Annotated in this window: 9 protein-coding genes; 5 read left to right on the plus strand and 4 right to left on the minus strand. The window is 29.8% G+C overall.

Going from position 1 to position 13,919, the window contains the following annotated elements:
- Positions 1 to 3: 3 nt before the first annotated feature.
- The 4 genes from HYG85_RS22685 to HYG85_RS22700 all read right to left on the minus strand — a co-directional run bounded on the left by HYG85_RS22685 (position 4) and on the right by HYG85_RS22700 (position 4,240).
- On the minus strand, positions 4 to 468 hold the full coding sequence (locus HYG85_RS22685) for a MarR family winged helix-turn-helix transcriptional regulator (protein WP_212691540.1): 465 nt from the start codon (positions 466 to 468) through the stop codon (positions 4 to 6).
- A 271-nt stretch (positions 469 to 739) separates the two neighbouring features.
- A complete protein-coding gene (locus HYG85_RS22690) occupies positions 740 to 2,053 on the minus strand; it encodes an IS4 family transposase (RefSeq protein ID WP_212691541.1) in 1,314 nt (437 codons plus the stop codon).
- A 196-nt stretch (positions 2,054 to 2,249) separates the two neighbouring features.
- On the minus strand, positions 2,250 to 3,047 hold the full coding sequence (locus tag HYG85_RS22695; RefSeq protein WP_212691542.1) for a MerR family transcriptional regulator: 798 nt from the start codon (positions 3,045 to 3,047) through the stop codon (positions 2,250 to 2,252).
- An 11-nt stretch (positions 3,048 to 3,058) separates the two neighbouring features.
- Positions 3,059 to 4,240, minus strand: coding sequence for an agmatine deiminase family protein (locus HYG85_RS22700; protein WP_212691543.1), 1,182 nt, complete (start codon positions 4,238 to 4,240; stop codon positions 3,059 to 3,061).
- 310 nt (positions 4,241 to 4,550) lie between these two features.
- Between HYG85_RS22700 and HYG85_RS22705 the strand changes: the two genes are divergently transcribed.
- From HYG85_RS22705 to HYG85_RS22725, 5 genes are all read left to right on the plus strand, one after another.
- The gene (locus tag HYG85_RS22705; protein WP_212691544.1) at positions 4,551 to 6,620 is read left to right on the plus strand and encodes a thioredoxin domain-containing protein; all 2,070 of its coding nucleotides are present in this window, start codon (positions 4,551 to 4,553) and stop codon (positions 6,618 to 6,620) included.
- Between the two features lie 654 nt (positions 6,621 to 7,274).
- On the plus strand, positions 7,275 to 8,669 hold the full coding sequence (locus HYG85_RS22710) for an endo-alpha-N-acetylgalactosaminidase family protein (protein ID WP_212691545.1): 1,395 nt from the start codon (positions 7,275 to 7,277) through the stop codon (positions 8,667 to 8,669).
- 140 nt (positions 8,670 to 8,809) lie between these two features.
- Positions 8,810 to 10,468: a sensor histidine kinase gene (locus HYG85_RS22715; protein ID WP_212691546.1), complete on the plus strand. Its 1,659-nt coding sequence runs from the start codon at positions 8,810 to 8,812 to the stop codon at positions 10,466 to 10,468.
- Complete coding sequence (locus HYG85_RS22720) at positions 10,461 to 12,095, plus strand: response regulator transcription factor (RefSeq protein ID WP_212691547.1); 1,635 nt, start codon at positions 10,461 to 10,463, stop codon at positions 12,093 to 12,095. Before HYG85_RS22715 ends, HYG85_RS22720 begins: the two co-directional genes overlap by 8 nt.
- A gap of 128 nt (positions 12,096 to 12,223) precedes the next feature.
- Positions 12,224 to 13,903 (plus strand): extracellular solute-binding protein, encoded by a 1,680-nt coding sequence (locus tag HYG85_RS22725; RefSeq protein WP_212691548.1) that lies wholly within the window; start codon positions 12,224 to 12,226, stop codon positions 13,901 to 13,903.
- Positions 13,904 to 13,919: the final 16 nt, after the last annotated feature.

The raw sequence follows: 13,919 nt of genomic DNA on the forward strand, positions 1-13,919 counted from the left end.
TTATCACTCCTTAAAATTAAGTTCCCTTATCTTTTCTTCAAGATATTTATTGAATTGAGTCAGGAATCTATTTACAGTCTCTAAATCCTTATCATCAAGTTTTTCAAAGAACTTATTATCTCTTTCTTCCCATGCACGGTGACGTTTGTGGTGTTCGTCAAATAAAAGCTTACCTTTGTCAGTTAATTTGTAATAAATTTCTTTTTTATTATCTTTGCACTTATAGCTTGTAATAGCTCCTTTGGCAACTAGTTTTTTAATTATTTTACTAATAGCACTTCTGGTCATTGATAATCTAGATGATAATTTTGTTACATTTGGATTATCTAATTTGCCTATCCAGTCAATACAATGAATTTCTGAATACCCATAACCATGGAGAAATTCTCTCGAAGTTAGTTTTGTTAACATATCCTGCTTTTCATAAAGCTCTGTAAATTTAGTAATCAACAATTTCGAATTCGACATATATGCCTCCTGTATATTGTTTCCTTGGACACAATATTAATATATAATTCTTAACATGTCAATAGAAAAGATACGAAAATATATAAATATCCCTAAATGTTAAATAAAAAAACAAGCCCAAAGAATGCAATGTCATTTAGTTAAGGCATTGTATTTAAAAAGAATCAGTACCCAAAAAGTATCTAAGAGCCAAAGTGGTTCTTTAGGTGCTTTTTTTGCATGACAAAAAAACAGATTGTCATCTGCCAAAAAATAGTATATTATTTTTATATTAAGCAACTCTGTACAAAAAACTTATTGAGCTTTGGACTTTGACTTTGCGAGGGTCGCTTCGTTCCAATCTAATAGGTAGAATATATTTTTGTATGAGTTTGCTAACATCAGGTGGCTTCTTATCCTTTAAGATTTTGAAAAAATATCTGCATATATGAATTGCCATTGTGTAATTTACTTGATATAAATGTTTTGTGTCTTTTTGGGTTATAATTACATTTGTTGTAATCAACTCACAAAAGTTATACATTATCATGCGTGCAAATATTTCTTGGATGATATAAGCCACCTTTTTAGCATGAAAGTTAGTAAGTCCAATGGCATATTTTAGTTCTCTAAAAGACGTTTCTATCCCCCAACGTAAATGATATAGCTCCTTCAATTTTTTGGGTGGAAACTGTTCTTTGCTAAGATTGGTAATTAAGCATTCATAACTGTCTTCAGCCAATTTTACCCTCACTATTCTCAATGTCATAGGATAAAACTTTTTGGTATGTAAGTCTAAGTAGTCAAAAGTTGAGTTATTTGGAAGAAATTTATAAGTATTTTTATTCTCTTTCACCTGTCTTGTTTGTTTTCTTGTTAGAATTGTACTGATGGTTATATCGAATTCGCCTTCTTCTGGAATCTTAAAACCTGAAACAATGCCGCTACTATTTTTATCTTTAACTCTGATTAAGTAATTCCAACCTTTTTTCTCAGCATGTGCAAAAATATTGTAACTTTCATAACCTCTATCAGCCATGATAATTGTTTTGTCATTAATATTTGAGCGATCTATCATAGTTGCCATAGCACGGTATTCATTTTCCTTTCTGGCTGGTTGTATTAAAGCATCTGTATATCGCCTTTCAAGGATATTATAGAATGCATTTAAATGGAGTTGGTTAAACCCTTTACCGAATGATTTTGAGTGAAAGTAGGTATCTATATCACTTGGATTTCTAGAAATGTTAATATCTGATCCATCACATGCAATGAGATTGTATCCTTCATATTTCTTAGTGCCTAAATAAAGAGCGTTAAATTCATGAAAAAGGAATTCAAAAGCAGCAGGCATTATCTTTTTTCGCTGTTGATTAAAGGCAGAAACCGTAGCTGTATCTGTGGAAAAATTAAAGTATTCAAGCATTTCTTTGGATAGAGAGCCACCTTCCATAGTAAGCATCATATGAATCATAGTCTCAAAATTTAATTTTCTATTTCTTGTAAAATCTGTATTTGAATTTTTACAAAATAGAAAAGAAACATTTGATATATCATGAATCAGCTTAATTAAAGTATCTTTAACGTCTGTAGCAAAGTTATTCATAGCGAAACCTCCTTAAAATCATATATTTAAGGGGCTTCGCCACATTTTTTTAGTAATTTGTCAAGGGTTTTATAAAATTTTACAGAAAAAAAGAGAGCCTTATACTATTTCAAGTATAAAACTCTCCTTAAATTCCTTAACTAAATGACATTGCCAAAGAATGGACCTGTATTTTGTAAGATTATGATCTTTCGTATTAATTTACTTCATAACACACTTGTGTCACGTAATCTGTTTCAGATACTAGAGATTCAGTGCTTCTTAAGTAAATTTCATAGGTGAATCCTGTTGGAGTAAAATTTGATTTTGCTAGCCATTTTTCTATTGCTAGATAGGCAAGACCAATACTTTCGTAATTCCCAATGTGAATAGTTGATACTATTTTATGAGATTGTATTTTATGAATTCCATCAAACTTTCCAAAAGAATTGGATTTTATGGGAACAAATATCTCCACATCCAATGCATCATCATTGAAATCTTCACCAATAAAACTTATTGCAGGTGTATTGACTGGAAAAAGTTTGTTTTGTAAAGCATAATCAAATATTTCATCAATAACTGTGTCAATTTCGTCTATTGATATTGAACAGTTCTTTTTGATGACATACTGCTCTTGTACTGTTCCATAGAGAATGGAATAGGGGGTTTCACTGGTCATACTTTCAATTCCTTCTTGAAGGTATATTTCCATTTCTTCAAGTATATCTGTTTTAACTGTTATGGATTCATTGATTACATTGATTTTCTCTTTTATCATTTTTTTTAAGAACATATCATCATTATTCAATATTTTTTTGATTTCTTCAAGTGAGAAGTCGTACTTTTTGAGTTTTATTATTTCCATGGCTGTTGCTATTTGTAAATCAGAATAATATCTGTAATTATTCATTGTATCAGTTGTCTCAGGCTTCAATAAACCTATTTTATCATAGTGCCTAAGCATTCTTGGAGATAATCTTGTAAGTTTTGAAAATCGGCTTATGGAGTACATGTAATCACCTTCTATTTTTTATTGATAGGCTGTTGCTGTGTTACACAGTGAATCATTCCACCGTATTGATATAGATCCCTAACATCAATTCCAATAACTTCTTTATCAGGATATAGCTGTTGTAAAATAGCGTTTGCTTTTTCATCATTTACATCATTATAATTAGGAACCAGAATAACCTTATTGCCGATTAAAAAATTTACATATGACCCTTTGTATCCTAGATCTTTTCCGTTTTCTAGTACAACGTTATCCTTAGATAGTGGTAGATAAATATACTTATAAGGATTTCCATCACTATTTTTAGCTTCATACAGTGTATCTATATCCTTAGCGCTTAACGCCCATTCAAATAGGTCTTCTTCTTTCATCGTGATAATAGTTGTTTTATCGTAAAATTTTGCAAATCCATCTATATGGAAATCTGTAATTTCTAGACCTGCAACCCCATCTAGCCATATAAAGTTATTTACTCCATAATATTTTTTTATATATTCTTCAATTTCTGATTCAGTCAAATCCGGATTCCTATTTTCATTTACTACTGCACTTCGTGTAGTCATGCAAGTACCATTTCCATCAAATTCAACTGCTCCACCTTCAAGAACAACATCATGTATATCTATAAGAGGGATATTAAGATCACTACTAATTTTCTTAGGTATTTCCATACATTTTTTATAAGAGGCTTTATTCCCCCAACCATTGAATCCCCAATCTGCTATTACAAGATTATCTTCGCTATCATATACGAAAATTGGTCCATTATCTCGAATCCAAACATCATCAGTTGGGTAGATATAAAAATCAACTTTGTCCATATTTATATTTTCTTTGCTTAAAAGACTTATTACACGTTTCTTTTCTTTTTCATTATACACTATTATGTGAACATTTTCTCCTTTTATTAATCCTCGTGTCATTTCTATCCAAATGGGGTCAAGTTTATTCATATAACTTTTTCCATAGTTATATTCATGTGGCCATTGTAACCATGTTCCTTCATGTTTAGCATCTTCAAAAGGAAACTTATATTCAACATCTTGTGTTTTAACTGGTTTAGTCAATGATTTTTCTCCTGTCTCATACTCTTTTTCATTTATATTACTTGTGGTTTTTGCACAACCAATACATAGCATACTAGTTATGCCGATAATTAACAAAAACCTTAACAATATCATTTTATTATACATTATGTCCTCCTTCTATAATTCGTATTATTTATTATAGCAATATAATAATATAAAGTCACTGTAATTAGTTTAAAGATTAATGAATTTCATGTAATAAGTATATTGATTACATACAATCTCTATATTCTTTTTATCACCTCACTTAAGGATAGTATAAACTATGACATTATGTTAAAGTCAACAAAAAAAATATTTATTCATTTGGGGTTTAATGTAACTGCCATTTTTATGTGGTAGTTGAGAAATCAATGAATAGTCCAACTTCTCCAGTGGCAAACTATACAGAAATAGCATGAAGGAAGGGGATAATATGTCACAAACTGTTCGATTAAAAGAAAATAGATTGGCCAATGAAAAATCTCCCTATCTATTGCAGCATAAGATGAATCCAGTAGATTGGTATCCATGGGGAGAAGAGGCTATAGAAAAAGCACAGAAAGAAAATAAACCCATATTTCTTAGTATAGGTTATAGTACTTGCCATTGGTGTCATGTAATGGAAAGAGAGTCATTTGAAGATAATGAAGTTGCTAAAATCTTAAACGATAATTTTATATCTATTAAAGTAGATAGAGAAGAAAGACCGGATATTGACTCTGTATATATGGATGTTTGTCAAAAATTGACTGGAAGCGGTGGATGGCCTTTGAGTATATTTATTACACCTGAACAAAAACCCTTTTATGCAGGAACATATTTTCCTAAGCATTCAATGTATGGGAGAGTAGGTTTTATTGATTTGCTTAATAATATCTCAAGGATATGGTGTGACAATAAGCAGGAATTAATAAATAAGAGTGATGAAATATTACGTCATATCAATTTAGTGAAAAACGATGAACAGGTTGAAATTAAACAAGATACAATAGATTCAGCTTATGAAGAATTAATGGAGGGCTTTGATTTGAGATATGGAGGATTTAATAATCCACCCAAATTCCCAACACCCCACAATTTATTCTATTTACTGAAGAAATATAAGTTATATAAAGATGAGCATGCGCTGAATATGTGTGTGAAAACATTAGAAGGTATGTATAGAGGTGGGATATATGATCATCTTGGTAGCGGATTTTCCAGGTATTCAACTGACAGAGAATGGTTAGTACCTCATTTTGAAAAAATGCTTTATGATAATGCTTTACTTATAATGGCATATACATCAGGATATATGTGTACCAAAAGAGAAGATTTTAAAATAATAGCTGATCAAACAATAAATTATCTGATCAGAGACATGTTGGATAAAGATGGAGGATTTTATTCAGCAGAAGATGCGGATTCTGAAGGGGAAGAAGGAAAGTTTTATATTTTCAGCAAAAGAGAAGTGTTGGATGTACTTGGAATAAAAGATGGTGAAACATTTTGTAGTATTTTTAATGTAACTGATGAAGGTAACTTTGAAAATAAGAACATCCTAAATTTGATTGATACTGAATTATCTATGATAACTGAACACGATGAATTAATTAAAAAAGGCAAACAAAAATTATTTGATTACAGAAATAGAAGAATTAGACCCCACAGAGATGATAAAATATTAACCGCATGGAATGGTCTTATAATAGCTTCTTTAGCTAAATCAGGTCGTTATCTGAAAAATAATAAGTATATTGAATATGCGAAGAAAACAGTTGATTTCATTTATAACAATTTAAGAAAAGAAGATGGAGGGCTATATGTTAGATATAGAGAGGGAGAAACAAAAAATGATGGATTCATAGATGATTATGCTTTTATGATTTGGGGGTTAGTAGAATTGTATGAATCCACTTTTAATATATTTTATTTAAATTGGGCTGTTGAATTAAAAGATTATATGATAAATAATTTTTGGGACAATGTAGAAGGCGCATTTTTCTTATACAGTACTAAAAATGAAAAATTAATATCAAGACCAAAAGAGATATATGATGGTGCCATGCCTTCTGGTAATTCTGTAGCTGCTTATTGTTTATTAAAGTTAAGCAGATTAACTGGAGATTCGTCTCTGGAAGAAAAAGCAAATAAGATTATTGAAGTTTTTTCTGCTCAAATAAATAGTTATCCTAGATACTATACTTTTATATTGCAAGTGGTTATGATACTAGCAAAAAGCAATAAAGATATAGTTATATGTGGAAGTTATGAAGATAATGAAGTTAAAGATTTCATTGAGAAGATAAATGATGTATATGACAGTTATTTTACAGTACTGATTAATGATGGTAGTGAAGACATTGCTAAATTAAATCCTGGTATCAAAGATAAAATAAAAATAAATAATAAAAACACAATATATATATGTGAAAATTACTCCTGTAAAGCTCCCTTAACTGACTTGAGTAAAGCAGTTGAAAAAATAACAGAAGAAAACATCATGGGTGGAAGTATCAATTAATCAGTAACCAATATTACCTATGTATGAATACTAGTATATCCTATATTTATATACATTCAAAATATAAATATAGGATATGTTTTATTGTTTTAATTCGCTATTACTATATTTAATGGTTAAACGTTTTGTTTGTGATTAGAATTAGCCACAAAGTATATTATATTGTAAAATATCATGTTTAAAATTATAATGTTCTATTTTGTAGCATTTAGATAAGAGCAATAGATGCAACCTAAATATAGCATATTTCACTATAAAAATTAGTATTTTACAATTAAAATATCTAATATTGACTAAATATGTATTAGATGTTATTATAAATAAAGTAAAACGTTTAGATGTTATTTGATTTAAAAACATTAAACAATTAACCCTATAATAATACATTATTGGATAATGATATTATTATATAACATGCCTATAATTCAAGACTAATAAGTAGAATATTCATAGATAATATAATAACGAAAGACATAACAATTTTCTTGTAAGTGGAATAGATTTCAAGTGTTATGTCTTTTTTATTTAGTTTTATTCAGCTGGAAATAATAGATTTTAATATAAATTTATTATGAATAACCTATAGGTCAGGAGGGAGATATCATATAAATTATAGAAAGTAAAAGACAACTTAAAATTATGAGGAGGTTTATTATGAATAAAAATGATTGGAAAAATGTATCTGGTGATTATTATGACTGGAAGAAAACCCAAAAACCTGAAAGACCTTATATTCACAACTATTCAAAAACGTTGACAATGAAATTATTTTGTTCTATACCAGATAATAGAGGAAATAGTATTGTAGCTTGTAAATTTGATGAAGTCTTAGAAATAATTAAAAAAATAGATGTTATTACTAGAGGGATAGATAAAATAATTTACCTTGTTGGGTGGCAGTTCCAAGGTCATGATGACAAATATCCATCTTGGTCACAAGTAAATGAAGACTTGAAAAGGGAAGAAGATGATACTTCATTTGATAGTCTGAAATGGTTAATGAATGAAGCTTTCAATTATAATACTACAGTAAGTTTACATATCAATATGACAGATGCATACAAAGATAGTCCATTATGGGATACATATATTGAAAATGATTTGATTTCTAAGAATGAAGATGGTTCCTTATTGAAAATCGGTACATGGAATCATAAAGACTCATATCAGGTTTGTTACAAGAATGAATGGGAAAGTGGATACGCGGTTAAAAGAATTGATGATCTATTAGAAATGTTACCTATTAAAAAAGCTGGTACAGTGCATATAGATGCTTTTTTTGCTAGAGAAAGCAAAGGACATGACATCTCATTAGATGAAGAGCAGCTTTATAGAAGGAAGATTATTAGATACTGGAGAGATAAAGGAATTGATGTAACAAGTGAATTCATATATAGGGAAAAGGGTATTGATGATTTAATTGGTTTAGTTCCAATGGTATGGCATATTAATCAAAATATCCTAGATTACCTAGAACGACCAGCGACACTGTTAACAGGTGGTAGAATCAATAGGGATTTGAAAGATTATGATGAAAAACTTGGTATTCTATTTGGTGAAAGTATTCATGGAGAAGGATTGCTAATCAATGAAAGCGACCTTACAGTTATAAAACCTAATTGGGAAAATGATTTTATTGAAGCATTCTGTCTAGAAGTAATACCATGGTATTTTTTGAATCAGTTAGAGAGATTACAGGTAAAGGGAGTAGTACCTAATAGATTAGCTTATTATAATAATGAAGTGGTTGTTAAAGAAAATGAGAAGCAAATTGTTTGTAGAGATATGGTAATAAAAGAAGACACCAATATCTTTATGGAAACGTATTGGACAACTAATAAAGAAATAATAGCTTACAGTGTTGAGGGGTATAAAAATAAACAATGGCGATTACCTGAAAGTTGGAAAAGTGTAGAAGAAGTGAGTGTAAGTAAAATTACTGGTGATGGGCTAATTTCTTTGATTAATAGAGTACCAATTAGAGATAGATTATTAACATTGAGTTTAGAGGTAAAAGAAGGGGTTTTAATTGAGCCGGTTAAAGAGTAGCTAAATAAAAGGAAGTGTAAAATATGGAGAGAATTCATTTTAGGAGATCAATATTTATTAAACTATGTACTGTATTCTTCTTTATTATACTAACACTTTTTTTAATAGGTTATAGTGTTTATAATTGGGGAATCAATAAAGTGCGGGATGAGATTATACAGAATGTATGCGTCACCAATCAAAATTTCTCTTATAATCTTAATAATGAACTCAAAAGAATAATTACTTTACAATATGAACTTACTAATGATTGGGATTTAACCAAGCTTAGTACTGGTATTGGTAGTTTTAACAGCTATGAAAAATCTCAGGTTGTTTTACACGTTAGGGATAAGATATCTGCAATTAAAACAAGTAGTCAATTGATTGATGGGATAAAAGTTGTAGTCCCATCAATCAACAAGACTATAGGAACAAATACCATTGGTGAAATTACACCAGATTGTTTTGAACTAATCAATACATACAAAGATATGGATAATAAGCAGATTATTTACTATGACAATCAATTGTTATTAATATCGGAGTACCCCCAGATATATTATAAACGAGGGTTACAACCTAATTTCTTAATCTTTGCAACTATTAGTACATCAAATATCAATAAGTTCTTAGATAATATGAGCATACACGAAGAAAGCAATGGTTTTATATGCAGTGATAGTAGAGAGATGTTAATGGGAAGTAATGGCGATAATGATATACATTACAGGATAAAAGAACTCATAGATGATGAGCAGGGCAAAAAGATTAACCTTAATACTAGATATGTAAAAGATACTTATATGCTTACAGAAAAGATTAAAGGTAAAAAATATCTAATAGTCTATTCAGATACAGGTGTAGAAGATATAAAACTGGTTAGATACATACCTGATAATGTAGCATTTGGAGATCTTAATATATATAGTATCATTATGTGGATATTTGCCATGGTTTCAATATTTCTAATAATAATATTTTCAAAATCCCTCTATAATACTATCCACGAACCGTTAAAAAAACTTGTTGATGCCTTTGATAAAATTGAACATATAGAATCAGTAGTGACTATAGAACATCATAGAATGGACGAATTCAAATATATCTACGATAGTTTTAATAAAATGAGTTACAAATTACATAATCTCATAGAACAAGTGTATAAGCAAAAAATTCTAGTGCAGAAATCTGAGCTAAAACAATTGCAGGCACAGATAAATCCACATTTTCTTTATAATAGTTTTATCATGCTTAAAAACAGAATTGAAGCTGAGGATATTGAATTTGCTTCTGAATTCTGTAGTGAGCTTGGTTCATTTTTCATGTTTATCACTAGAAATAAAAAAGATATTGTACCCCTAAAAAACGAAGTTGAACATGCTGTAACCTATTCCAAGATACAACATGCCCGTTTTTCAAATAGATTGACTATTAAGTTAGATGACCTTCCAAAAGTATTTGAAAACCTTCTTGTACCAAAGATAATCTTGCAGCCTATATTAGAAAATGCATTTGAACATACTCTAGAAAATATGGAAGAAGGGGGTATTCTGGAAATGATATATGAAAAGAATGATGAATATCTAGATATTATCATATCTGATAATGGAAAAATAGAAGATGATAAAATTATTCAAATGGAAAACAATCTAAATAGAACGGATATTGAAGTAACAGGAATGATTAATATACATAAAAGGCTGAAGTTAATATATTCGGACAGATATGGACTGGTTCTTTCAAGGAGTAGATATGGAGGATTAAAGGTAACTATTAGAATTCCAATTGAAGGAAACGAGGTGGGAACTAATGTATAGATTACTTATAGTAGATGATGAGATAGATGTAGCTGAATATTTTCGTAGAATTTTTGAAGTTAAAGCTAATCTGCCCTTAGAGGTTTATACTTCCTATAATGCAACTCAAGCCTTAGAATGTTTAAACAGAACAAGAATTGATATTATTCTATCAGATATAAAGATGCCTAAGATTAATGGATTACAAATGTATGAAGAAATAAAAAAACGCTGGCCAAAATGTAAAGTGATCTTTTTAAGTGGAGTATTAGAATTTGATTACGTATATGAATCAATTCAAAACAGAGATGTTCGATATCTGACAAAACTAGAACCAACATCGAAAATAATATCCACAGTAAGAGAAGTCATTGAAGAAATAGAACAAAATTATAAAGAAATTGATGAGATGAAAAAAGTACAAAAACAGATAAGAGAGGCTTTGCCATTATTGCAGAACAACTATATAGAAAGTTTGCTATATGGAATATGTGATTCATATAGTGAGGTTGAAAAAAGGTTTAAGGAGTTAGAGATACCTATTGAGGTTAATAAAACTATAATTATGGTAGGTGGGATATTTGATGATTTGCCTACAGATATTAGTTTATCTCAGCTGGATAAGAATATATATTCTTTGAAAACAATAAGTGATAAATATTTTAGTAAATACTATAATAACGTACATTACATATCCGAGCAAAAATACTCCATATGGCTGCTTCAACAGAAAGATATCAGTTTACCTATAAAAAATCAGCAAGTCAAGTTAAATGGGCTATTAGAATATATTCAAGGTACTATAAGAAAAAATCTCAATATTACTATTACATTTGTTTATGAAACATCTCAGATAGCTCTAAATGATATACCAAGATGTTATAGTAATATAAAAAGAAGGTTGGGTTATAGGTCAAGAAAACTCAATGAGAGCATAATCACATTAGCAGAGTATGATAAAAAAGAATCCACTAGTTCTTATAATGAAAATATTGAAAAATGCTCCAAAGAACTTAATCGAATCAATGAACTTGAAGGATATCTTGAGCTAGGACAACAGGATAATTTCTTTTTACTATTAGCTAAAATGACAGATAGGGTAGTCTATATTGATGACTTTTATAACACTAATGCATTGGAAATTTATTATAGAATATCCTGTGTTCTTCTAAAATATATTAATGAATGGAAAATGAACGATGATCTGGAATCTTTGATTAATCTTAGTAAGTTAACCAATGTACATGAACATGATTCTTGGCATGAAGCAATTGAATACTTAAAAAATCTATCTCAATTAATATTTGATTCTCATTTCAAAAATGAATATATTTGGTCAGATAATGCAATAGCAATAGTACAAAAATATATATTGGAAAATTTGAATAAAGACCTTTCTCTAATTATTCTTGCAGAGCAGGTAAATCTTAATCCTTCTTATTTATCAAGGTTATTTAAAAGTCATACACAGAATAATCTATATGATTATATATTAGATATGCGAATGTTAAAAGCTAAAGACATGTTATTGAAAACAGGTGAAAAAATACAAGATATAGCTATAGCAGTTGGATATGAATCAGCACCATCCTTTACACGAGTTTTCAGAAAATATACAGGAAAAACACCTACAGTCTATAGGGGATAAGTGGCTTTTCCAAAGTAAGTAAAGAAAGGGTAACTAATGTAAACATATGCTCGTTGTGTATTCAATATATAACTTGCTATAATTTTATTGTAGAGAAATAAAATTATAAAAATTAGGAGGGTTTTAAAATGGGTAGAAAATTTTTTACTAAAATGATCTCACTAGTTCTTATTACTTGCATGATGGTTACTTTATTTGCTGGTTGTAAAAAAGAAGAAGGTAAAGAAACTGTCAAAGAGGATACTGACAACAAAAAGGTAACAGAGGAAATTGATCCTTTTGGTAAGTATGAAGAACCAGTTACTATTACAGCAGCTATAAGAACTGCTGGGACTAACCAAATTCCTTTTGAAGGGTCAATGTGGGATAAAAAGTTCAAGGAGTATGGTATTAATGTAGAAATTGCTTGGTCAGCGGATGCAAGTCAATTCGATAATAGATTAAACACGTCGATAGCGTCAGGAGACATACCTGATATCTTACCAGGTATATCAGCTCAACCTATGTCTACACTTGTTAGAGGCGATATGGTATATGATGTGAGTAAAGTATTTGATTATCTATCAACAACTAATAAAAAATGGTTAACAACAGGGGCTGGAGCAGATGCATTAGATAGTGTAACCATTGATGGTAAAGTATGTATTATACCAACTAATGTAACTGATCTTATAAACAATTGTTTTCCTCTTTTTGTAAGGAAAGACTGGCTTGACAATCTAGGGTTAGAAATACCTAAAACAATTGATGACTTCAAAAACGTAGCATTAGAATTCACCAAAAATGATCCTGATAAAAATAACAAGAATGATACATATGGATTAACAATAATGGGACAAACCAATCTAATAATGGACTGGGGTGGATTATATGGCTTCTTTGGTGGCTATGGTGTCCAACCTTGTACTTGGTATGATGGTATGTTGTTCTATTCTAAGGATGATGATGGAAATGTAGTGTGGGATGGAACAAGACCAGAAGTTAAAGAGGGATTACAATTACTTCAAGACCTATATATTGAAGGAGCTATTGCTAGAGATTTCCCAACTATGGATGGGGTAAAAGTTATGGAAGATTTGAATGGCGGAAAAGCTGGTATGGTATTCGGTGTTAGAGGACTTCCTATGTGGGCAATCAACAAAACTATACTTAATGATCCAAAAGCAGAATGGTATGCAATGAATATGCCAACAAAAGATGGTTCTCATGCTCCAATCTTTGCATTTCAACCAGTTAATACAGGATATGCTATATCAAAAAAATGTAAGCATCCTGAAGCAGTAATTAAAATGTTAAATATTGCTACTGCAATGACTGATCCTGAAAGTCCTATGTTTAATCCAGATTTCAGAGATACTACTGTATCTGGTCCATCAATAATTGGTATAACTAATCCATCATATGAAAGAGTATCTAATGAAAGTTTATTTGAAGCATTGGAAAAGAAAGATAAAACAAATATAGATAAATATATGGTAGATAATTATGATAAAGTAATGGAATATATTGATACAAAAGATCCAGAGTTATGGAGATTCTGGAATGCATATTATCCAGAAGAAGGTCATGCGTGGTATTTAACATTTGGTCTTAACAAGCCAGATATGCTTAAGAAAAATGAATGGTGGGCTTTACCAACAGATTCAATGTTATCATATCTGCCAATTTACAAGAAGCTCGCTGAAGAAACTATGACTAAGATAATAACCAATAATGCACCTGTTAGTGATTGGGATAAGATGGTTGATGAATGGAACGAATTAGGCGGGGATAAAATTACTGAAGAGGTACAAAATGCATTAAAATAAAAGATTAGAGTTATAA

Origin of the sequence: Vallitalea guaymasensis (assembly GCF_018141425.1) — a bacterium.
Classification (GTDB): Bacteria; Bacillota; Clostridia; order Lachnospirales; family Vallitaleaceae; genus Vallitalea; species Vallitalea guaymasensis.

Coding starts and splice junctions, on each gene's coding strand:
- HYG85_RS22685 (WP_212691540.1), bottom strand. CDS start 468: ATGTCGAATTCGAAATTGTTGATTACTAAATTTACAGAGCTTTATGAA.
- HYG85_RS22690 (WP_212691541.1), bottom strand. CDS start 2,053: ATGAATAACTTTGCTACAGACGTTAAAGATACTTTAATTAAGCTGATT.
- HYG85_RS22695 (WP_212691542.1), bottom strand. CDS start 3,047: ATGTACTCCATAAGCCGATTTTCAAAACTTACAAGATTATCTCCAAGA.
- HYG85_RS22700 (WP_212691543.1), bottom strand. CDS start 4,240: ATGTATAATAAAATGATATTGTTAAGGTTTTTGTTAATTATCGGCATA.
- HYG85_RS22705 (WP_212691544.1), top strand. CDS start 4,551: ATGTCACAAACTGTTCGATTAAAAGAAAATAGATTGGCCAATGAAAAA.
- HYG85_RS22710 (WP_212691545.1), top strand. CDS start 7,275: ATGAATAAAAATGATTGGAAAAATGTATCTGGTGATTATTATGACTGG.
- HYG85_RS22720 (WP_212691547.1), top strand. CDS start 10,461: ATGTATAGATTACTTATAGTAGATGATGAGATAGATGTAGCTGAATAT.
- HYG85_RS22725 (WP_212691548.1), top strand. CDS start 12,224: ATGGGTAGAAAATTTTTTACTAAAATGATCTCACTAGTTCTTATTACT.